This is a genomic window from Bacillus sp. SRB_8 (genome assembly GCF_003264205.1).
Classification (GTDB): domain Bacteria; phylum Bacillota; class Bacilli; order Bacillales; family Bacillaceae_G; genus Bacillus_A; species Bacillus_A mycoides.
The window spans coordinates 275,132-298,630 of record NZ_NADT01000019.1; the positions used below are offsets into that span (position 1 = coordinate 275,132).

19 protein-coding genes and 1 pseudogene are annotated in these 23,499 nt (G+C 34.8%); 5 read left to right on the forward strand and 15 right to left on the reverse strand.

What is annotated here, in order from left to right; genetic code table 11:
- Positions 1–168: 168 nt before the first annotated feature.
- Positions 169–1,371, reverse strand: coding sequence for an L-lactate MFS transporter (locus B5P40_RS16885; protein WP_113709501.1), 1,203 nt, complete (start codon positions 1,369–1,371; stop codon positions 169–171).
- Positions 1,372–2,064: 693 nt separating this feature from the next.
- Between B5P40_RS16885 and B5P40_RS16890 the strand changes: the two genes are divergently transcribed.
- Positions 2,065–2,250 (forward strand): YkvS family protein, encoded by a 186-nt coding sequence (locus B5P40_RS16890; RefSeq protein ID WP_002012762.1) that lies wholly within the window; start codon positions 2,065–2,067, stop codon positions 2,248–2,250.
- 63 nt (positions 2,251–2,313) lie between these two features.
- On the opposite strand, the gene B5P40_RS16895 is transcribed toward B5P40_RS16890, so the two are convergent.
- The gene (locus B5P40_RS16895) at positions 2,314–2,613 is read right to left on the reverse strand and encodes an ArsR/SmtB family transcription factor (protein WP_002012759.1); all 300 of its coding nucleotides are present in this window, start codon (positions 2,611–2,613) and stop codon (positions 2,314–2,316) included.
- A 336-nt stretch (positions 2,614–2,949) separates the two neighbouring features.
- Here B5P40_RS16895 and B5P40_RS32825 point away from each other — a divergent pair, with 336 nt between their 5' ends.
- Positions 2,950–3,123 carry a hypothetical protein gene (locus B5P40_RS32825; RefSeq protein WP_002031929.1) on the forward strand — a complete coding sequence of 58 codons (174 nt, stop codon included), beginning with the start codon at positions 2,950–2,952 and terminating at the stop codon, positions 3,121–3,123.
- 160 nt (positions 3,124–3,283) lie between these two features.
- On the opposite strand, the gene B5P40_RS16900 is transcribed toward B5P40_RS32825, so the two are convergent.
- The 4 genes from B5P40_RS16900 to B5P40_RS16915 all read right to left on the reverse strand — a co-directional run bounded on the left by B5P40_RS16900 (position 3,284) and on the right by B5P40_RS16915 (position 8,224).
- Positions 3,284–6,373 carry an AAA family ATPase gene (locus B5P40_RS16900; protein ID WP_113709502.1) on the reverse strand — a complete coding sequence of 1,030 codons (3,090 nt, stop codon included), beginning with the start codon at positions 6,371–6,373 and terminating at the stop codon, positions 3,284–3,286.
- Complete coding sequence (locus B5P40_RS16905; RefSeq protein WP_002012752.1) at positions 6,370–7,527, reverse strand: exonuclease SbcCD subunit D; 1,158 nt, start codon at positions 7,525–7,527, stop codon at positions 6,370–6,372. The genes B5P40_RS16900 and B5P40_RS16905 overlap by 4 nt, the downstream gene beginning before the upstream one ends.
- Positions 7,528–7,542: 15 nt before the next feature.
- Positions 7,543–7,782: a DUF2584 family protein gene (locus B5P40_RS16910; RefSeq protein ID WP_002085739.1), complete on the reverse strand. Its 240-nt coding sequence runs from the start codon at positions 7,780–7,782 to the stop codon at positions 7,543–7,545.
- 184 nt (positions 7,783–7,966) lie between these two features.
- On the reverse strand, positions 7,967–8,224 hold the full coding sequence (locus B5P40_RS16915; RefSeq protein WP_002012747.1) for a hypothetical protein: 258 nt from the start codon (positions 8,222–8,224) through the stop codon (positions 7,967–7,969).
- Between the two features lie 350 nt (positions 8,225–8,574).
- Here B5P40_RS16915 and B5P40_RS16920 point away from each other — a divergent pair, with 350 nt between their 5' ends.
- Positions 8,575–9,627, forward strand: coding sequence for an enoyl-CoA hydratase/isomerase family protein (locus tag B5P40_RS16920; RefSeq protein WP_002065275.1), 1,053 nt, complete (start codon positions 8,575–8,577; stop codon positions 9,625–9,627).
- Positions 9,628–9,786: 159 nt separating this feature from the next.
- Positions 9,787–10,419: a LysE family translocator gene (locus tag B5P40_RS16925; RefSeq protein ID WP_100248442.1), complete on the forward strand. Its 633-nt coding sequence runs from the start codon at positions 9,787–9,789 to the stop codon at positions 10,417–10,419.
- Between the two features lie 94 nt (positions 10,420–10,513).
- Here the strand turns inward: B5P40_RS16925 and B5P40_RS16930 are convergent, their stop codons facing one another.
- From B5P40_RS16930 to B5P40_RS16965, 8 genes and pseudogenes are all read right to left on the reverse strand, one after another.
- A complete protein-coding gene (locus tag B5P40_RS16930) occupies positions 10,514–11,974 on the reverse strand; it encodes a CoA-acylating methylmalonate-semialdehyde dehydrogenase (RefSeq protein ID WP_016126890.1) in 1,461 nt (486 codons plus the stop codon).
- Between the two features lie 39 nt (positions 11,975–12,013).
- Complete coding sequence (locus tag B5P40_RS16935) at positions 12,014–12,904, reverse strand: NAD(P)-dependent oxidoreductase (RefSeq protein ID WP_002012741.1); 891 nt, start codon at positions 12,902–12,904, stop codon at positions 12,014–12,016.
- A gap of 16 nt (positions 12,905–12,920) precedes the next feature.
- Entirely contained in the window at positions 12,921–14,630 is a 1,710-nt protein-coding gene (locus B5P40_RS16940) for an acyl-CoA dehydrogenase family protein (RefSeq protein ID WP_044439787.1), read from the reverse strand.
- Positions 14,631–14,785: 155 nt separating this feature from the next.
- Positions 14,786–15,694, reverse strand: a complete 909-nt coding sequence (prpB, locus tag B5P40_RS16945) for a methylisocitrate lyase (RefSeq protein WP_078176577.1) — start codon at positions 15,692–15,694, stop codon at positions 14,786–14,788.
- A gap of 18 nt (positions 15,695–15,712) precedes the next feature.
- Positions 15,713–17,149, reverse strand: coding sequence for a 2-methylcitrate dehydratase (gene prpD, locus B5P40_RS16950; protein WP_002085755.1), 1,437 nt, complete (start codon positions 17,147–17,149; stop codon positions 15,713–15,715).
- A gap of 98 nt (positions 17,150–17,247) precedes the next feature.
- Positions 17,248–18,369: a citrate synthase gene (gene mmgD, locus B5P40_RS16955; RefSeq protein WP_078176576.1), complete on the reverse strand. Its 1,122-nt coding sequence runs from the start codon at positions 18,367–18,369 to the stop codon at positions 17,248–17,250.
- A 415-nt stretch (positions 18,370–18,784) separates the two neighbouring features.
- Positions 18,785–19,011 (reverse strand): annotated as a pseudogene (locus B5P40_RS16960) (HesB/YadR/YfhF family protein).
- A complete protein-coding gene (locus tag B5P40_RS16965; protein ID WP_002031843.1) occupies positions 18,992–20,146 on the reverse strand; it encodes an MFS transporter in 1,155 nt (384 codons plus the stop codon). Before B5P40_RS16965 ends, B5P40_RS16960 begins: the two are co-directional and overlap by 20 nt.
- A gap of 235 nt (positions 20,147–20,381) precedes the next feature.
- Between B5P40_RS16965 and B5P40_RS16970 the strand changes: the two genes are divergently transcribed.
- Positions 20,382–20,660 (forward strand): hypothetical protein, encoded by a 279-nt coding sequence (locus B5P40_RS16970; RefSeq protein ID WP_078176575.1) that lies wholly within the window; start codon positions 20,382–20,384, stop codon positions 20,658–20,660.
- Positions 20,661–20,742: 82 nt separating this feature from the next.
- Here the strand turns inward: B5P40_RS16970 and B5P40_RS16975 are convergent, their stop codons facing one another.
- Positions 20,743–23,262 carry a PBP1A family penicillin-binding protein gene (locus tag B5P40_RS16975; protein ID WP_113709503.1) on the reverse strand — a complete coding sequence of 840 codons (2,520 nt, stop codon included), beginning with the start codon at positions 23,260–23,262 and terminating at the stop codon, positions 20,743–20,745.
- Between the last annotated feature and the right edge of the window lie 237 nt (positions 23,263–23,499).

The following is a 23,499-nucleotide window of genomic DNA, read 5'->3' on the forward strand; positions in this document are numbered from 1 at the left end:
AGTATTTCGAATATAATATATCAATTTATGATATTCCAATATAATCCAAACGGATACTTTACTCATTTTTTTGCCTCTAGAAAATTCCACATGTTGTAATTCATAAAAAAGCACCCTATTAAATAGGGTGCTTTTTAGTAAACATAGTGTTAAAGAAGATTTATATACTTACGCTACACTGCGATACTCTTCTTCTTTTTCTTTTTTCTGCTTAGGCACTTGGATTAAAAGTGCGATAATAAATGATACGACACATAATACGCCGATCACCATGAAAGTTGGTTTGAATCCACCTAGAACTGCACCGATAAAGGAACCAGCGAGCGCTCCAAATCCAAATCCTTGATACACAATTCCGTAGTTCTTACTATGGTTTTTCATACCGTAGAAATCACCAACGATAGCTGGGAAAATAGTGATATTTCCACCAAAGCAAAACGCTACACTTGCTACACATACGAAGTAGATACCATAATTTAAATCTACGAAACTTAAAACCAAGACTGAAGCTGCCATAGCAACAAATGTACCAGTAACGATTTTTAAACGGCCGATTTTATCTGATAACGGTCCTAAAATAATACGACCTAATGTATTGAAGATTGCAACCATAGCCACCGCATTAGCTGCTGTCGCTGCGCTAAGCCCTACAAGTTGAACACCAATGTCTTTTACCATACCAATTAAGTATAAGCCACTCATACATGATGTAAATAACATAATAAATAATAAGTATACTTGTTTTGTGCCTAACATTTCTTTCGTTGTATATTCCTCAGTTTTTGTTTCATGAACTGCTCCTTGATCTGCAGCTTGATGGATTAAACAAGCGCCAAGGACAATCATAGCTGTAACAATTAAACCCCAGTATATAAACGCTTGTGATACACCAACTGATTCAATTAACTGTGCGTTAATATATTTAAAAATTAAGCTACCCGAACCATATGCAGAGACAGAAATACCAGCAATTAAACCTTTACGCTTTGGAAACCACTTTATTAAATTGGATAATGAAGTGATATATGCTGTACCATCTGCATAACCTACAACAACCCCTGCTAGTAGATAAAGCAATATTAATGAGGAAGCTTGTGAACTAAGTATTAATCCTAGTCCTAATGCTAGTCCAGCTATCATAATAAGTTTTCGAAGTCCCCACTTTTCTTGCAATTTACTCGCAAATAAAGTTGAAAACGCTAAGGAAAGACTAGTAATTGAGAAAGTTATAGCAACAGCGTTTAGACTCCAACCATATTTACTAACTAAAGGCTGATTGAATAAACTCCATGTATATATCGTCCCAAGTCCCATTTGTACTATGACTGTGCCAAGGACAACAAGCCATGGATTAACATTTGATTTTTTCATATCATTCCGCCTCCTCTTTCTATTTCAATGCTATTCGCTAAATATGCTTTTTTTATTTTTATTTTCGCCACCTCATTCGACTTAACAACTTCATTGTATAGGATGTTTTCGTTCATGTAAGCACTTACAAGACGGAGCGTCAAAAATATGGAATCAGTTACAGAAAACGAAGGGTGAAATACAAAAAACTACTTGTTAAATACGTAGTAGTTTTTATAATGTTTTACATCAATACGACTTATGTGTGTTTTCATATCCTCTTTTATACAAAGTTATGCGCCCTGTTACACCATGGCTGGACTTCAAAATTTTGATTATCCTATACAAACAAAAAAACACCATATTCTTTTTAACTCTCCAGCTTTATAACATGTTGCGTCTATATTTCTTAATACAAATCATTTAATAGTCTTGTAATCTGGCTTCTCGTTACAATGCTTGTAATCAAAAATCCCACCACTTCCACTTCCGTATATCTTGTTTTTCTAACGAAACATACAAAATTACAACGTTTTTTACAATTTTCTACATAAAAATAGAAAATATATAATTCATTTACATAATGTTGCACTTTAATTTTTACTAAACAACAAATATTTTATTGATAAATAAAACTAAACATTCACTAATATATCTATACGTGGTTTAATATATATAATAAACAAACATTTCTGACTTTTATAAGGAGGTACTATGAAAGCAAACGTAGGCGATACTATACTATTTCAACGAAATAACTTAAAGATCACAGCATCTGTACTAAAACTATACACTGAATCGGTCTTAGTTGAAGTCACAGATGTAAGCGGTGGTACTTTTGAATTTGACCGAACAATTGTAAATCATAAAAACTATAAAATTTTAAATGCAAATAAATAAAACAATACAATACAAAATAGCCCCTGCTTAACAGCGGAGGCTATTTTGTATAATAACAATTCATTAATTTACATATCCTAAAACACTAACAATCTTGCTTGCTTTTAAATTATTAATATAATAATAAATTTCTAACCCTCTTCTCTCAGCTCTTAGCACTTTACCTTTCATTTTTGATAAATGCTGCGAAACAGTCGATTGAGGAATATTCAATATTTCTGTTAATTGTGTTACATTACAAGTTTTGCGTGCACTTAATTCATTTACAATTTGTAATCGTATTGGATGCGCCATTATTTTTAAAATATCCACATCTTCTTCAGTTACTAAACTTTTTTTTATCTCGCTCGTATATGTTGTCATAAGACATTCCCCTTTTATTTGAATTCCTTTTTATTAAAATCTGCTTCTAAATAAAATATTATCTCTAAATATACAATTAAGACCCTTATATAGAAATAATAGGATTTTGATTATTTAAAAACAGCAATACTATACAATTTCATCTATTTGGTACATATACATAATACAATTTCAATTTGTGCTCTATGTGAAGTTAGCATAAATTTATAATGAAGATTTTTCAAACAATTCACATCTAACTATATACTTCCTCATAATACTATCCAGTGATTTTAACATATTTTAGGCATTTGTATATACTATTGCAAAACACATTCTTATTGAGGGGGACTTTATATGCCAACACCGTTACAAGAACAAGTTGAAGAAGCTCGTGAAACGTATGTCAGTCGTATTATTTTAGTTGGTGGTTCAGCTTTATTTTTAACAGGTGGTGTTATATCTGCAATTTCAGCCTTTAAAAGTTATAACCGTTTGGCAAATACGCCACCTTCTTCAAATGATTCATAATTGCATCATTCATTCCTTTAAATAATAAAGATGCCGCCTCTACTATAGAGACGGCTTTATATAAAAACATTATTAAATTCATTTGAACTTAATTGAAAAAACGTTATAACAATTTGGTACAATGTTCAAAGTAAGGATAGATACTTTCAATTTGACAAGCTTATTTCACCACAAACCTCGTCTGACTACACCCATCCTTCTGCTTCGTTACCTCTAATACGGCTGGCATTGCGTTTTTCAGTTCTTGAACGTGTGAAATTACACCGATAAAGCGACCTGATTTTTGCAAGTCGATTAGGGCGTCAACTGCTTTCGTTAATGACTCTTCATCTAATGAGCCGAATCCTTCATCGATAAACATCGTTTCGATGGAAATACCACCCTCATACGCTTGAATTACATCTGCCATTCCAAGTGCTAAGCAAAGTGATGCGTTAAATTTCTCACCGCCAGATAATGTTTTTACATCTCGGGTTTGACCTGTATATGCATCATATACATCTAATCCTAATCCACTTTGTCGATTCCTCTTTTCAACTCGTTCGCTTCGTTTTAAATAAAATTGTCCATTTGATAATTTACGTAGTCGTTCGTTCGCAATTTGAACAATTTGTTCTAAATACTCAATTAAGATGTAACGTTCAAAGGATATACGACTATCATTATCCCCTTTCATTACTTCATATAAATCAACAAGTTCTTGGAATGCTTTTTCTTCCTCATGAATTTGTTCATCAATTCGTTTAATATTTTCATGTAAATCCGTAATATATGATACGGCGTTTTGAGCACGTTGTCGTTTTTCTTTAATAATATCAAGGCTAATTTCCAATTCTCTCACTTGCTCATCTAATGAAGAAATGTCCATATACTCTTTATCTTTTAAGTCTGCTTTTAATTCGTCAATTTGTTTTGTAAGTACTTCTAGAGATGAGTAATAACTTTGGATTTCTTGTTGTAACTTATCCATCTCAGCATCATTTAATTTGGATTCTTTATATGTTAATTGATCTGTAAATCCGCTTTGTTCTAGCTCTTTCATAAAGCGTGTAAACGTCTCTTCTTTCTTCTCTTTTGCACTATTAAATTGATTAGAAGCATTATCATGTTCTGCTTGAATACGTATATTTTCATTTTGCCAATGTTGATACGCCTCTTGTACTTTCTCCCATTCATCTTCCATTAACCTAAGTTCTTCCAGAGCTTGGTCAAACTGTACTTTCCAAGCTTGTACCGTTTGCAAGCTTTCCGGAATATTTTGCTTATCATGTTCATATGACGTACGAAGCTGCATACACTCCATTTCAGTACGGTGCTGCACAGTTTCTACTTCACGCTTTTGTTTCTGGAGTTCTTCTACTTTTTCTTCTACGCTTTTTATATTTACAGCAATTTGCTTACGCGTTTCTTCACTTGCTTTTAACGCATTAACTTCTGCTACTAATTGCTTTCCTTTTTGAACGAGCGCACTATATGTTTCTACTAATTCTTCTGAGCGATAGCCTCGCTTTAGCACTTCTTCTATCACTTGTTCATATTGAACTCGATAGAAATTCCACTTTTCTTCTAATTGAACATGTAATTTTTCCGCAATATTTTTCTTTTCTCTTAGCTCATTTAACTCTTTTTCATCAATTGCATTACTTTGCTCTGTAGCTTTTTTCGGGTGGTCCATACTACCACATACTGGACAAGATTCACCATCATGTAAATGAAGAGCTAATATACCAGCTTGTTCACTTAACCAGCGGCGTTCAATATTTTCATATGTACTAACTGCCTGTTGCATCTTATGAAACGCACTTTCTTTTTCTAGCTCGTATTTTTGTTTTTCTTGCCATACATCATATGCCTGCTTTAATACTTTTGCATCTTCTCGCATATTCGTTAGTTCTTCTACTTTAGCTACATATTGTTCAAGCGCTGCTTCTAATTGCTGTAATTCGCCAGACATTCTTTGTTTTTCATTTTTATGCGCTTCTAGTTGTTCATCTAACTTTTGCATACCTTCTTTTAATTTTCCTATTTGAATTTCAGCATTTTGCAAATTTAACTTTTTCTCAGCTAATGATGCAATAATTGGCTGTAACTCTTCTAGTCTTTGAACTTGTTTTTTAGCATCTTCACGCTCGGATGCCTTATTCTTTAATGCTTCATATTTCTCCTGAGCAAGTGCAAAACTGTTCATTATATGCTCTTTTTTTGCGATTATCTGTTTTAACAAACTTTCAGACTGCTGTTCATATTGCATCGCTTCCTCATACCATTGCTCAAATGGTAATAATCGCTTCGCCTGTTCCGCATGTTTAAAAGATTTTTCTTTCATTTCGATTACGGCACGGTTTTCTTGTAAAATACTGTACTTCTCATTCTTTTGTTCTAAATCTTTGAATTTCTCATTTACAGCTTTTGCTGCATGAAAACGTGCCTCTGCTTCTTTTAATTGTTTCGTTTTGTCATTTTGTTCTAAGTGTAATTGCTCAACCTCTGCATTGTACCAAACTGTTTCTTGTTCTAATGCCTCTACTACTTGATGTGTATTTACATGCTCTTGTTCCACTAATGTCTCTAATAATGCCCCATCACGTATTGGTAATTTAAATACATTACGGAAATATAGCTCACGTTCTTTTTGTTTTTCTTGTAAGACGTCTTTCCATTGTTTGCGCTTTTGATCTAATATCTCACGCATTAATTTATAACGATCTGTTTTAAAAATGCGGCGTAGTATTTCTTCTTTATTTTCCGTTTCAGATGTTAATAATTTTCGGAACTCTCCTTGCGGTAACATGACAATTTGGCTAAATTGATGTTTACTTAATCCAATTAAATCTTCAACTTTTTTATTTACATCCGTTACATGAAAACGATCGACACATGGAACTTTTTCCTCATCAATTACTTCATATAATTCGACTGCATGTCCTGTAATTGTTTTATTTCCTTGTTTTTTATGGCCCAGTTGTCGTTTAATTTCATAACTTTTTCCTTTTAATTGAAAAGTTAATTCCACACTTGTATAAACATCATCATCAGCAAATTGGCTACGAAGCATGTTTGTATCACTGCGCTCTTCTCCACTAGCCTCTCCATATAATACATAACAAATCGCATCAAAAATCGTTGTCTTTCCAGCTCCTGTATTTCCAGAAATAGCGAAAATACGATGCTCACCAAGATCTTTAAAATCGATTACTTCTTTCTGTTTATATGGACCAAACGCGGTCATTATAAGCTGAATCGGTCTCATCCTCGCTCACCTTCCCGTTCTTGCACTGTTTGCAAAACATCTAAAAATAGACGTTCTTTCTCTTCTGATAAATCTAGCCCTTTCATTTCTTTATAAAATGCTTTTAAAAGAGATAAATCATCCGTTTTATGTCTTGAAACAGTTACTTCATTTTCATCTGTGAACTCTCGTCTTTGAATAGATCTTTCAACATGCATTGCATTTGGGTATACAGAACGTATTTTTTCCATTGGCTGCAAGACAGGATTTTCATCTAATAATTTCACAAATACATAATCTTCACTCACTGGATGAAGCAATAAATCGTCTATTTTCGCTTCTACTGTACGCATTTTACGACGTGGTGTAAGTAAACGTTTTTCAATTGTTGTTTCACCTTTTTCATCCAGTTCCACAATATAATATCCTTTTTTATGCTTTTCTTCAGAAATAGAATATGCAAGTGGTGAACCTGAATAACGAATTGTCTCATTACGTACAAAATGCGCTTGATGTAAATGGCCAAGCGCCGTGTAATGAAACTTATCAAAATAATGGCTATTTACATATTCAGCACCACCAATTGAAAGTGGTCGTTCCGCATCACTCGTATTTTCCTCTGCCTCTCCTGAAGAAGTTACAAATGCATGTCCTACAAATATGTGTCTCGCTTCTTTATCCATCGTTTCAGAGAGTTCGTTCATAAAAATACGCATCGCATCATCATGAGAACGAACATCTTCATTTTTCAATATATGTCTAACAATACTTGGATCTGCATACGGAACGAGATGGAAATGAACCTCTCCGTATTCATCATTTAAAACAACAGGATTGTATGGAAACTGGAATTGTCCAACAATATGTAATCCTTGTTTTTTCATTAAATTACTACCAAAATGTATGCGGTCCGGACTATCGTGGTTTCCTGCAACTGCAATTATTGGTGTTTGTAAATCAATAACTATCTTTTGTAATACATCATTTAATAAGTCTACTGCTTCTGTAGGTGGAATTGCTCGGTCATATAAATCTCCTGCAATAATTACAGCATCCGGTTTTTCCTCTTCAACAGCTTGTACAAACTGATCTAACACAATTTTTTGATCTTCAGTCATATATACACCATGAACAAGCTTACCTAAATGCCAATCCGCTGTATGAAAAAACTTCATATTACCCTTCTCCTTTTAGTTTACTGATTGTAGTGAAACAAGCTGATAGTTTAGTGTAGTTTTTCCGTTCTCCCATTCTAACTTTTGGACAATTGCACTACCGATTCTTTCTTCGTTTGATTTATATAAAGGCAATATTTCTTGAATAGTAAATAGATGATAACCATCTAAAATTAATTGAAATAAATTATCTTCTATATGTAATCTTACTTCTTTTTCATTTGAAATAATTTTTGTATGCATCTCAAATTTCATGCTAGATACAACCCCTTTTTTCTAATCTCTACATTTTAATAGTATAGTGGTCATGCAAGATTGACAAGTAAATACACCGCGATGTACATACTTTTTTAATTATAAATATTTTATGTTTTTTTATATGAAATACGGTATGTGAAATTATTAATCTACAAAAATAAAAATGCCCTTTCAGGCATCCTTATTTTTGTAAGTACTCTTTCATAACGTAGTACAATACAGTTATTAAGACAATCGCTACAAAAAACGCAAATACGGCCACAACATACCCATCTTTATTTAATAAAAAGCATATGGAAATAGATATTATAAAAATCGGAAACACGAGACGTACCTTAGCCTTCACTTCTTCTGTCGTATCTGTATGATGAAAATACTGTGTAATTCCTACCATAAGAGATGACAAAATAATAACCGACAATAGTAAAGGTCCTGGCATTCCGATCTCTCCTTTCTCTATTTCTAATTATATACAAACCCCGCGCTCTTTAAAAGTTAGATAATTCAGCCTTTTAACTTTTTCTACATCAACTCTTTAATTTACGCCACGTATACTAACTCAATATAAGTTATACATATAATAGCGCCTTCAACACGACATTTTCAAATAATAGCACTTACAGTAATGTTGTAATATTCCTCTTCATTCTCTGAAATCCTGCAAATATAACTCGTCAAAATATGCGATAAATACTAACACTAAGCACCTAATTTAGACAAAAATTATAGAGGACATTTCAGCATGTATCAAGAAATAAGAATAGAAAGATAAGTAAGGGAGGATTTATAATGACTGAACACGTTTTATTTTCTGTTAGCGAAAACGGCGTTGCATCTATTACTTTAAACCGTCCAAAAGCACTTAATTCTTTATCCTATGACATGTTACAACCAATTGGGCAAAAACTTAAAGAATGGGAGCAAGATGAGCGTATTGAACTCATCGTTTTAAAAGGAGCTGGGACGAAAGGTTTTTGTGCAGGTGGTGATATTAAAACGCTATACGAAGCACGTTCTAACGAAGTTGCATTACAACATGCAGAGCAGTTTTTTGAAGAAGAATATGAAATTGATACATTTATTTATCAATACAAAAAACCAATTATCGCTTGTTTAGATGGAATTGTAATGGGCGGTGGTGTCGGTCTGACAAATGGAGCGACGTATCGAATTGTAACAGAGCGTACGAAGTGGGCAATGCCTGAAATGAACATCGGTTTCTTCCCTGATGTCGGTGCTGCTTATTTCTTAAATAAAGCGCCTGGATATACTGGTCGATATGTTGCTTTAACAGCATCTATTTTAAAAGCTCCTGATGTATTATATATTAACGCTGCTGATTACTTTATGACATCAGATTCATTACCAAATTTCCTTACCGCACTTGAAAATGTAAATTGGAAAAAAGAAGATGTACATACTCATTTAAAAGAAGTTATTCGTACATTTGCAACTGCTCCAAACTTAGATGGTAATCTTTCTTCTTCAGTAGAAGAAATTAATTCGCATTTTGCATTCGATACAATTGAGGGAATCATTCAATCGTTAGAGAAAGATCAAAGTCCATTTGCCCAAACAACGAAAGAAAAGCTATTATCCAAATCCCCTGTTTCATTAAAGGTAACATTAAAACAGTTTATTGATGGCCAAGAAAAGTCAGTTGAAGAATGTTTCGCGACAGATCTTATACTCGCTAAAAACTTCATGCGACATGAAGATTTCTTTGAAGGAGTACGCTCCGTTGTAGTTGATAAAGACCAAAATCCAAATTATAAATATAAACAATTAAGTGATGTTTCAGAAGAAGATGTAAATCGATTCTTTAACTTACTTAACGCTTAAACAAAGAGGCCATATATTGTAGCACACTCTCAGCTACTCTATATGGCCTCTTCTTTTTAGTTAAATAATTTTAAATATAATTTAATTTTATTTAACTAAAATGTATGTTAAACTAACGTTAATCGAATTTTCTGAAAACAACAAAGGAAGGCGGATAACATTATGGAAAATTTTTTTCTGTTTATTATTATGTCTATATGTCTTATTATTCTACCCGGTCCTGATACAGCAATGGCTACGAAAAACACATTGATTGCCGGCAAAATCGGCGGCGTAAAAACTGTTTTTGGTACTTGTGTTGCGCTTTTAATTCACACTTTAGCTGCTGTAATTGGTCTTTCAGCACTTATTGTAAAGTCTGCTCTTTTATTTTCTATTTTTAAATATGTTGGTGCTGTATATTTAGTCTATATTGGTATTAAAGCCCTTTTAGCAGTAAGAAACACAGAAGACTTAAATACAGATGACGTTCCAATAAATAATGACAATAAACATACTTCTTGCTTTCGCCAAGGGTTTCTTACAAATTTACTAAACCCTAAGGTTGCAGTCTTCTTTTTAACTTTTTTACCACAGTTTTTAAATCCAAATCATAATACATTTATACAACTTCTCGTTATGGGACTTACTTATCTCATTTTAACAGTCATTTGGTTTGCTTTTTATATATTTTTAATTGATAAAATTAGTGCCTTTATGAAAAAACCGAAGACACAGCGTTATATTCAAGGGATTACAGGAATCGTCTTAATTGGGTTTGGTATTAAATTAGCCTTTGAAAGAAATAGTTAACATAATACAAACGAAAATACACTNNAGTGTATTTTCGTTTGTATTATTTTTATAATGAGTGGGAATGCACCCCACTCATTATCATTTTACTTTATTAAAACCAGCGCTCAGTTACAACTTTTTTACGTGTATAAAATTGAACGCCATCCGTACCATTTGTACCAAGATCTCCAAAGAATGAAGCTTTGTTTCCTGCAAATGCGAAGAATGCCATTGGTGCTGGAACATTAACGTTTACACCAATCATACCAGCATCAATATTGTCTCGGAATGTTTGTGCATGTTTTCCATTTGACGTATAAATAACAGCACCATTCGCAAATTTCGATTGATTTGTCAGCTTAATACCTTCTTCTAAATCTTTTACTCTTACAATACTTAATACCGGAGCGAAAATTTCATCTTGCCAAATTTTCATTTCTTGATTTACACCATCAAAGATTGTTGCACCAACAAAGTAACCTTCTCCAACTTCTTCATTGATTTTACGGCCATCTACTAGTAAAGTTGCTCCATCTGCTACACCACTATTAATATAGCCTAAAACACGTTCTTTATGAGATTCACGGATTAATGGTCCAACATAATTATCTTCGTTGAAACCGTCACCTACTTTTAACTTCTTCGTTTCCGCTACTAATACATCAATGAATTCATCAGCAATTTCATCAACTACTGCTACTACTGAACATGCCATGCAGCGCTCTCCACTACTTGCAAACGCAGATCCAATTACACCTTGTACTGTTTTTTCAAGATTGCAATCTGGCATTACAATCGCATGGTTTTTCGCACCTGCTAACGCTTGTACACGTTTACCATTTTTTGTACCAGTTTCATATACGTAGCGTGCCACTGGCTCAGAGCCAACAAACGAAACTGCTTGAATATCTTTATTTTCTAAAATACTATTTACAACATCTTTTCCGCCTTGTACTAAATTTAATACCCCTTTTGGAAAACCAGCTTCATAGAATAACTCTACAAGTCGCTCAGCTAAAAGTGGCGTTCTTTCAGATGTTTTTAATACGAATGTATTACCGCAAGCAATTGCAAGTGGGAACATCCATAATGGAATCATCATCGGGAAGTTAAACGGTGTAATACCAGCAACAACTCCGATTGGGTAGCGCCAAATCGATCCATCAATTCCACTAGCAATATTCGGAAGAGCTTGTCCCATCATTAAATTTGGTGCTGATGTTGCAAGTTCTACCGCTTCAATACCACGCTGTACTTCACCAGTTGCATCCGTTAGCGTTTTACCGTTTTCTAGCGTAATGATTTTTGCAAGCTCATCTTTATTTTCTTGTAACAGTTGTAGATATTTGTATAGTTGTCTTGAACGATTTGGAACTGGCACTTTAGACCATGTTTTGTATGCCGCTTTTGCCGCTTCAACAGCTTTTTCAACATCTTCTTTTGGAGAAAGTGGAACGTAAGCGATGATTTTTCCAGTTGCCGGATTCGGAACCGCTTCTACTTCCGTACCAGTAGATTCTACCCATTCGCCATTAATATGATTTTTCACTCGTTTAATTTCAGTTGTAATCATTATATTCTCTCCTTTTTTATCATGGTTTTTATAAGTGCACTATTTTTGATTAGAAATTAACTGTTCGCTAACTTTCTTATATAAAGCAGCCATATCGTTTTCACCATATCCTGCCTCACTCGCTTCTTCATATACGTTTAATAGCATCTCACTTACTGGTAAGTGAAGTTCACTTTCTTTAGCTAACTCTATCGCAAATCCCAAATCTTTCTTTAATAAATTTACAGTAAAGCCTGGCTCATAATTTTCTGATGCAATGAAACTTTTATAATTACGCTCATAAATTCTACTTTGACCGTAACTTACATTTAAAATATCAAACATTTTATCTAAATCCATATTGTTCTTTTTCGCTAATGTTAAAGCTTCACTCACACCAGCTGTATAAAAACCAATTAATAGATTATTAATTAATTTAACAGTTGTACCACTATCAATCTGCTCACTAACGTGGAAAACATTTGCTCCAAGTACTTCCATGACAGATTCAGTTTTCTCATATACTTCTTTCGATCCACCAACCATAAACGTTAATGTACGGTTTTCTGCACCAATTACCCCACCGCTAACAGGTGCTGCTAAAAAGTCTACTTTCTTTTCCTTCGCCGATTCCTCTAATTGTTTGTTTAATTGTGGAGATACTGTACTTGTATCAATTAAAGCTACATTCGAGTGGCTATTTTCAAATAATCCTTCTTCCCCAAAATATACCGCTTCCACAGCACGAGGTGAAGGCAAACTTGTAAAAATCACATCGCATGTCTCTGCTAGTTTTGAGATTGATAGGCCGATAATTCCTCCTTCTTTTTCAAAGGAAGCTTCCGCCTCTTTATTCAAGTCCACTCCATATACTGTGTAGCTAGATTTAACTAAATTTTTAGACATTGGAAGACCCATGTTACCTAAACCGATAAAACCAATCTTTTTCATATCGCTTTCCTCCTATTTACACAATATATTTCCCGCGATTTATAATAACTTTCGCAATATCTCTCTTTTTCGTAAATAAGTTTGAGTATAAAGGCACTAATAATTGACGGATTTCAGCTAATATTTCTTGTCTATTTTGTTCTTCTGTGACAGCTGCTGAAAGAATGGAAATCGCAGCTTCTTCTACTTTACGATATCCTTCTTCACAAATAACACCTGTTATCATTTGCTTCGTACGCTCTTTTTCCTCACCATTTTTACTAACTGCTTTCCTCGTACGTAAAAATGCTGATTCCATGACGTACACGTCCGTCAACATATTTGATAATACGCGTGAATATTCTTGCTCTTGCTCAATTTTTAAACCTGGAGTTTTAGAGAGCGTTTTCAAAGATTGTTTCAACAATTTTTTCGCTAATAAAATGTAACGATGGTTTCTTTCTACATTTGCCACATCAATTTCTACTTCAGCATCTTCTATTTGCTCGATTTGCTTCATTAACATTTTTGCAACTGTTAATCTATTAATTTCATTCGTTCCTTCAAAAATACGACTAATCCTAGCATCACGATATAATCGTTCTACTTCGTATTCTTGCATATAACCGTAACCACCATGAATTTGTACAGCTTCATCTACGATATAAGCAAGTGTTTCAGAAGCGTTTACTTTATTCAGTGCACATTCAATTGCAAATTGAGACATTTTTTTCATAAGATCTTCATCACTCTCATGAATTGCTTCATCAATTACACCCGCTGTACGGTAAGCTGCACTTTCTGCTCCATATGTAGAAATAATCATATTGGCAATTTTCTCTTGAATCATCGTAAAATCTACTAATTCCGTTTGGAACTGTTTTCGCTCTTTTCCATATTGAACTGATAAACCGATTGCTTGTTTTGCTGTTCCAATATTTCCAAAAGCAAGTTTTAGTCTAGCGAAGTTAAGAATATTAAGAGCTACGTGATGCCCTTTCCCAACTTCCCCTAAAATATTTTCAGCGGGGATGACAACATCTTCTAAAATAAGCGTCGCTGTTGAAGATCCTTTAATCCCCATCTTCTTTTCTTCTAATCCTATTGATACACCTTCACATGTTCTTTCGACAATAAACGCTGTCATTCCTTTATTTGTCTTCGCAAAAACAACGTATACATCTGCCATATGAGCATTTGTAATCCACTGCTTCTCACCATTCAACTTCCAAGCAGTACCATCTTCATTCAATACTGCACTCGTTTTTGCACTTAATGCATCAGAACCAGCATTTGGCTCAGTTAAAGCATAAGCCCCAATCCATTCTCCCGATGCGATTTTCGGTAAATATTTTTCTTTCTGTTCTTTCGTTCCATAATATATGTAAGGCAATGTACCTACACCGGCGTGTATATTAAAAGAAACGCTAAATGCACCCGCGTAACCCATTTTCTCTGCTACAAGACCTGAGACAGCCTTTCCTAACTCGAATCCGCCATAATCTTCTGGTACCTCAATACCTAATAATCCAAGTTCCCCAGCTTTCTCAAATAATTGACGAGAAACTTTATAGTTATGTTGTTCAATATTCTCAATTTGCGGGACAATTTCTTGTTTAACGAATTGTTCTGTCGTTTTTGCAATTAAATCTTCATCCCCTGAAAAATCTTCTGGTGTAAAGAAAGTATTATTCACATCTTTATTGAGTGAAAAAAATTCATCCCATGGTAACTTCGTTTTCTCCATCTGAATCCCCCTATCATTTCGGCCTTCGTTGATCTTTGCATATGCTCGTCTACGATGAGTGGAATATCTTATTATTGAAAACAGAAGGCGATGATTTTTCACATCAAGCAGTTCGTTTTGCCAAAGATGTATTTTCATCGCCTAAATCCTTCTACCTATTGATCTTCAGATAATACTGTTTTTGCAATTCCAGTATCTAACTCTTCAAAGTCATGATATGAAATTGTTTCATATAATTCACTTCTCGTTTGCATATTAGAAAGTGCATCTTTTTGAGAACCTGTTTCCTTAATTAGCGTAAACACATTCTCATATGCTTTTGCAGCAACACGAAGTGAAGTTACAGGATAAATTACCATTTGGAAGCCCATATTCGCAAATTCCTCTGCACTATAATATGGTGTTTTTCCGAACTCAGTCATATTTGCTAGTAAAGGTGCATTCACTTTGCTAGTAAATAAACGGAATTCTTCTTCCGATTGAAGCGCTTCTGGGAATATTGCATCTGCCCCTGCTTTTACATATGCATTCGCTCTTTCAATCGCTGCATCTAATCCTTCCACGCCGCGAGCATCTGTGCGTGCTACAATATATAAACTTGGCGCAACTTCTTTAATCGCTTTAATTTTTTGAACTAATTCTTCTGTAGTAACAAGTTTCTTACCATTTAAATGTCCACATTTCTTTGGTAATTGTTGATCTTCAATCTGAACAGCCGCAACTTTCGCTTCCACCATTTCTACAGCTGTTCTCGCTACGTTTAGTACTCCACCAAATCCTGTATCAATATCAACAAGAACTGGTAAATCTGTAGCTCTAACTATATCCCTTGCTCTCTCTGCTACTTCAGTAGACGTCACGATCCCTAAATCTGGTAGTCCTTTACTTGCAGTGTAAGCAGCTCCCGATAAATATAGAGCTGAAAAACCTGTATTTTTCGCAACAAGAGCCGCCATTGCATCATGAGCACCTGGAATTTGCAAAATTTCATTTGCTTCTACTAAAGCTCGGAAGCGATTCGCAAGCTCCTCTTGTGTTGACTGTTTATTCACAACCCAAGCCATTCTAAATTCCCCCTATTATTAAATTAAGAATAGATCTACAAATTCGTTTACATTCATATTTTCTAGTTTTTCTTCATTTAGACAAGCTTCATGGATTTTTTCTTGTTGCTTACTAGAATAATGACCTGCCATATTTGCAGTGAATTTTCGAACAACTTTTGGAATTGCTTCGTCTCTACGGAAACGGTGGCCAAGTGGGTATTCACATTCCACATTTTCTGTTACAGTACCATCTTTAAAATGAACTTGAACAGCGTTGGCGATTGAGCGCTTGTTCGGATCAAGGTAATCTAAACTGTACTGTTTGTTTTCAACAACAACCATCTTATTACGTAATTCATCTACACGTGGATCATTCGCTACTACATCCTCATAATCATCCGCAACGATATCTCCTTTTAATAAACCTATTGCCGTAATGTATTGTAGGCAGTGATCGCGATCAGCTGGGTTATTTAATGGACCTTCTTTATCGATAATACGAATTGCTGACTCATGAGTTGTAATTGTAATACGATCAATTTCATCTAATCTTTCTTTAAGTTCCGGATGTAATTTCACTGCACATTCTGCAGCTGTTTGTGCATGGAATTCTGCTGGGAATGACACTTTGAATAATACATTTTCCATTACATAAGATTCTAGCGGTCTTGCTAATTTTAATTCTTGCTTGTTAAATAACACGTCTTGGAATCCCCATCCTGGTGCAGATAATGCCGTTGGGTAACCCATTTCACCTTTTAATGCAGTCATTGCAAGATGAACACCGCGGCTCGTCGCATCACCTGCTGCCCATGATTTACGTGAACCTGTATTTGGAGCATGACGATATGTACGAAGACTAGAATTATCAATCCACGCATGTGATAATGCATTAAAGATTTCCTCACGCGTTCCGCCAAGCATTTTTGCAACTACTGCAGTCGTCGCTACTTTTACGTATAATACGTGATCAAGACCAACACGGTTTAAACTGTTTTCTAAAGCAAGTACACCTTGAATTTCATGTGCTTTAATCATCATTTCTAGTACTTCACGCACTTTTAATGGTTCTTTTCCTTCTGAAATACGAACGCGGCTAATATAATCTGCAACAGCTAAAATTCCGCCTAAGTTATCAGATGGATGTCCCCACTCTGCTGCAAGCCAAGTATCGTTATAGTCTAACCAACGGATCATACATCCGATATTAAATGCGCCTTTTACTGGATCTAGCACATAAGATGTTCCTGGTACACGTGTACCATTTGGCACGATTGTTCCTGGTACAACTGGTCCTAATAATTTTGTACACTCTGGGTATTGTAGTGCTAAAATTCCACATCCAAGTGTATCAAGTAATACGTAGCGAGCCGTACTGAATGCCTCTGCACTTGTAACCTCTTTATTTAATACATAGTCCGTAATTTCTTCTAATAATGCATCTTTTTGTTTAATTTCATTTGTTTTAATCATGCTATTCTTCCCTTTCTGTCGAAAATTCGTTATTATTAATGATGGGTGTCGGTCAAACACCCATCTGGCGGGCGGCGCTAACAACTCCCCAGTTGTTTTTATTTACTAAATGCATATCGCTCGCCAATATAATTTACACGTGGACGGAACAAACGATTGTTCGCATGTTGCTCAATTACGTGTGCACATAGCCCTACTGTTCTAGAACTAAAGAAGATTGGTGTGTAAAGTTGAATTGGAATACCAAGCATCCAATATACTGGAGCAGCATAATAATCAAGATTCGGATAAATTCCTTTTTCCTTCTCCATAATTTTTTCTCCAGCTTCACACATTTCATATAGTGTATAATCGCCTTTCACATCACATAACTGCTTTAATGCTTCCTTCATCATAAGTGCTCTTGGATCCATCTTTTTCATATAAACACGGTGTCCAAAGCCCATAATTTTTTCTTTGTTATATAGTTTCTTCTGTAATAACTCTTCAAATTTCTCAACATTACCAGCTTCTAAAAGCATGTACATAACCGCTTCATTCGCACCGCCATGAAGACTTCCTTTTAAGGATGCAACTGCTCCTGTTAAAGCGCCGTATAAGTCGGATTGCGTTGATGCAATAACGCGTGCTGTAAATGTAGAGTTTGGCATTTCATGTTCACTATATAAAACAAGGGAACGATCAAAGATTTTCTCTTCAAGTTCAGTTGGTTTCTTTCCAGTTAACATATAGAAGAAATTCGCACTATATGACAATTCTTGAAGAGGCTCAATTGGTTCCTCATTATTTAAAATATGGTAGCTATTCGCTACAATATTTGGCACTTTACTTAAAAGCTTGTATCCTCGACTTTTATTCACTTCTAATGAGCGGTTTTCGATATCACTATCATAACCAGCTAATGCAGACACACCTGTACGTAGCCCATCCATAGGATGCGTTTCCTTAGGCAATGCCTTTAGAACATTGAATACACCTTCTGGCACTGCATATTCTTCTTTTAATTTCTTTTCAATTGTTGCTTTCTCATCCTCATTCGGTAAACGTTCTTCTAATAAAAGGTGCACAATGTCTAAATACTCTTTTGTTTTTGAGAGTTCGATTAAATCATACCCTTGAATTACAATTTCACCTTTTACTGTGTCAAGAAACGAAATTTTCGTTTCCGCTGCTACTACACCATCTAATCCCGGGGAAAATTTTTCTTCAGCTTTCATCATTATTTCCTCCAATCCTAATAGATCTTCGTGCACATAACTGTAAGCCTTTACAATAATATGAAACTACATTTCTATTTCAATGTATCAGAGTTTTTAGAAGATTTCAATTTATTTTATAATGATAAGTTTCCTATACTTTTACCGATGTAATAATACAATTTTTCAAAAATAACTTTCATCTTTTATAAAGAAAGGACAAACATCCTTTTACAATTTTTTAAAACGAAATATAACAATTATCCATATAATCCCACTAAATATACCTTTAATCCCTTTTTCTTCAACAAACATAAAAAACCGAGCTGCACTCATGCACAGCTCGGTTTTTTATAATATTTATTTCATATTCCCATAAATATAATTCTTATATAAAATTTATTTATTTTTAATAAAATTATTATTTTACATAATTAAATTAAATTTCTTCCGTTTCTTTACGATAGCTTACAACTAATTCATAGTTTTGAAAGTACGAAAGATCATCAAAATCTATAAAAATAAACTACCGTCTTTCTCAACTGACACTATTTCCCGAACTGATTTCTCAGAAACAATCCCTAAAGAATATCCGGGCTGAATTGAGCTATTTCCTCCGTACCTTACAATACATCAAATAGATTCATCATGCTTTATACGCAAAATCTTTTTTTCCTAATCGTTGTTTTACAAAAATGACAAATATAATTAAAGCTATTAATCCTGAAATTGCACTACCTGCGAATAAAATACGGTAACCAAACATTTGTGAAACAACTCCAAGTAAAATCGCACCTAATCCAATCCCTAAATCAAAAGCGGTAAAGAATGAAGCGTTAGCAACTCCTCTTTTACTAGGATCAACAATTGTCAGCATCGCTGCTTGTAAAGCGGGCTGTGCCGAACCGAATCCAACACCATATAATGCCGCTGCAATCATTACACCTATCAAACCATTTGAAATCGTTAGTACAACTATCGCTAAAATAGTAATACATAGTGCCGGAAGTATGATAAAAACTTCTCCATACTTATCTAATAGTTTTCCTGAAATAGGTCGTACAATTGTTAAAGCAATTGCATATACAAGAAAGAATGTCCCAGGATTCACATCAATTGATGACGCGAATAACGGTAAAAATGTTGTTATTCCTCCATATGCAAATGACAAAAAGAAAACAACAACCGTTATTGATAAAACGGATTTTTCAAACAGCTGAATTTTCCCTTTTTCTTTTTGTGGCGTGAATGGCATTTTCGTTATTAACGATAATACGACTGCCATAAAGGATAAAAGAGTTGCTAACAAGAATAGACCATGAAATGAATAATTTTGTACAACCCATAATCCAATCATCGGGCCAATTGCCATCGCGATTGTCATCGCCATACCATACCAGCCCATCCCTTCACCACGACGTGAATCTGGAATAATATCAGTTATCGCTGTTCCAACTGCTGTTGTAGAAACAGCCCACGTCACTCCGTGAATAACGCGTAAAACAGCTAAAAGGACAATAGTCGATGCTAAATTATACGAATACATCGTTATCCCAAAAAATATGAGTCCGAAAATAATAAAAGATCTTCTACCATATTGATCTAACATACCTCCAATAATCGGTCGTATTACAACTGCCGCTATTGTAAACATTCCCATCATCAGTCCAACTTGCGATTCATTTCCACCAATCTCTTTAATAAAGAGCGGGAGCGTTGGAACAAGTAAATAAAACCCCGTAAATAAAAATAACATCGCGATAGTCATTTGTATAAATGATTTCGTCCATAATCGTTCCATTAAAATCCCTCCATAAACACGTAAAATATTACAATCAACACATCAATTGTATATTTTTCATGTTCCCTTGCCCTCCGCTAATAGACGTATCTTTTCATAATAAATGGTCTATCATCAATTTAAGTTGGTCTTACGACTTTATGCCTATGTTTTACGCAAAAAACCTATATATGTACCTTTATATGTTCTAGAAGAATATACTATTTTATTATTAAACTTAGGAGTGATCGTTTTCATGTGGGTATCACCAAGAATAACCGCCGTTGTCCCATCAGCTCCCTCAATACATGTTCCTGTCGTTCATACAGCTAGTTCCGATGTTGGTATCGAACTTCCTGCCGCTTGGCAACAATATCAATCGACTGACCAATTCACCCCTTCATTTTGGCATCATGGTACACACCCGAGTAGTACTACTTTTTATAGCCCTAGTTATCCAATACCGCCAACTCAAATTTTTTATCATTTCCCATCAATTTACTTTCAAAATTTCTATGGTACTTTTAATATTTAAAAATAATATTACTCTTTATAATACAAAAAGCACCAAAGAAACCGTTTTTCCCGGTACCTTTGGTGCTTTTAAAATGCATTATTTATTGTCCATTATTGGAAGGAGCCTCTCCTGTGTTCCCGCCCGTAGTTGGTGGGGTTGGAGTTTCTTGGCCGCCTCCAGTGGTTGGTGGATTTGGAGTTCCTTGGCCACCTCCAGTGGTTGGTGGATTTGGAGTTCCTTGGCCACCTCCAGTGGTTGGCGGATTTGGAGTTCCTTGACCACCTCCAGTGGTTGGTGGATTTGGAGTTCCTTGGCCACCTCCAGTGGTTGGTGGATTTGGAGTTCCTTGGTCACCTCCATTAGTTGGTGGATTTGGAGTTCCTTGACCATTTCCATTGTTTTGTTCATTTTGCTTATTCTGTTCATCTTGTTTCTTTTGCTCTTCTTGCTTCTTAAGCTCTTCTTGCTTCTTAAGTTCATCTTGTTTCTTTTGCTCTTCTTGTTTCTTAAGTTCTTCCTGTTTCTTTAATTCCTCTTGATTTTTCTCTTCTTCAGTTTTTTGCTGTTGATCTTGTTTTGGTTGTTCCGTTGTATCCGGTACGCTAGTATTTGGAGATGAATCACGTTTTTCACCTTTTATACGCAATTCACTACCTTCTTGAATAACACTACTTGGCATTTTAAAGCGTGATTTATCTGTAGCCATCTTGCTCATCATTTCTTTAAAGATCAACTGTGCAATTTTCGTATTTTTACTACTAATATACTCGTCTTTACCATCTTTCGTATATCCAGTCCATACTGCCATCGTATATTGCGGTGTATATCCTGCAAACCAACTATCACGAGTTGCACTTTCTGGAATTCCATATTGTGCTAGTTGTTTTGAAGAATAGTTAGTTGTACCTGTTTTACCAGCTACATCTAAAGAGGCCACATTTGCCGATGTACCAGTACCTGATGTAACTACAGAACGAAGCATATCAGTAATCATATATGCTGTAGAATCCGCCATAACTGGTTTTGGTTTTTGTCCAAAACTTTGTGACTTGCCGTCTGGATAAACTACTTTCTTAACAAAATGCGGCTTCGTATACTTACCGTCATTCCCAAATGCCGCATAAGCACCTGCAATTTCAGTTGGTGACGCTTCATTTGTACCGATCGCTGTTGATTCTGTCGGTGCTACATTAAATGTAATACCTAATTTCTCAGAGAACTCTTTCGATTTACTAATACCTACCTCTTTAGCTGTTTTAATAGCTGGGATATTACGTGACTTTGTTAGTGCTTCACGCATTGAGATTGGCCCTAAATGACTTCTATCTGCATTTCTCACTTCTTGGCCAGTTGAATACTTAAATGGAGAGTCATCGATTTGATGATACGTAGCCCATTTTAAATATTCAATAGCCGGTGCATAATCAAAGATTGGCTTCATAGTTGAACCAGCTGCACGATCTAATTCAATCGCCATATTATGCCCTTTAAATACTGCTTTATTTTCACCACGACCACTACCTATAGCACGAACTTCACCAGTCTTTGTATCCATAAATGTGAAAGCCCCTTGGAACTTATCGTTTGGATAATTAATAATATTTGCATTTAAAAGCTGATCAGCAAAATCTTGCGCTTTTGGATCCAAAGTTGTATAAATTTCTAAACCGTCAGATCCAATATTAACATCTGGTATTTCTTTTTCTACTTCTTTCACAACTGCATCCATAAATGCAGTATGTGGCATCGCTTGTAGTTCAGCTGCACTCTTAATATTTTTATCCACTGGTACTTTCGATGCTTCTTCCATTTCTGCCTTTGTAATATAACCATGTCGATTCATTAAGTTTAGTACAGTATTTCTTCTTTCTGTTGCCCTTTGAACATTTTCTTTTTTCGTTGGGTCATAGTTATTCGGTGCTTTTGGTAAGCCAGCTAGCATCGCAACTTCTGGTAATGTTAAATCTTTTAATTCTTTACCGTAGTAGTTTTGTGCTGCTGTTGCGATTCCATATGAACGGTTTCCTAAATTAATTTTATTTAAATACATCTCTAATATTTCATGTTTTGAATATTGTTGTTCTAGCTTATACGCTAAATATATTTCCTGAACTTTACGTTTTGACGTTTTTTCCATCGATAAGAAGTAGTTTTTAATAACTTGCTGCGTTATCGTACTACCACCTTGAGAGCCATAATCTCCCTTAAGACTAACTAAAACTGCACGAGCAGTACCTTTAAAATCTACTCCGCTATGCTCATAAAAACGCGAATCTTCTGTTGCTAAAAATGCATTTTCTACTAATTTTGGGATTTGATCATACGTAACATTCGTCCGCTTTTCTTTCCCATATTCATATACCAAATTCCCGTCTTTATCATAAATTTTTGAGGATAACGGATTAACAAGTTTTGCTTTCTCAAGTTTTGGTGCATCCTTAATCATTACGAAAAAGGTAGCAACCCCTGCCACTAAACCTACAATACCAAGTAGTAAACAACTGATTAAAAATTTACGAAAAAACGATGTTTTACCTTTTGGTTTTGTTTTTTTAGAAGCTGGCTGTTTTTTCTTTTGAACTTGTCGTCGCTCCTCTCGAGAACGATAATTTTCTGACATGTTACTTTCTCCTGCCTTTCAATTCTCCCGTTGATTTACTTGAAAATATTGAGGTCACTTTCCCAAATACATTTAATCAAGAAAGTATATTGACCTGGAGCATTCAATATTTTCCCAATTCACAGATTATACATTTTAGAATACTTCTTATACAAACTATTTTCACTTCTATTTTTTCTAATAATACTGCCCCTTAAAGCATAGAATGTAAGAAGTGAATTTTTAATACCTCGTATA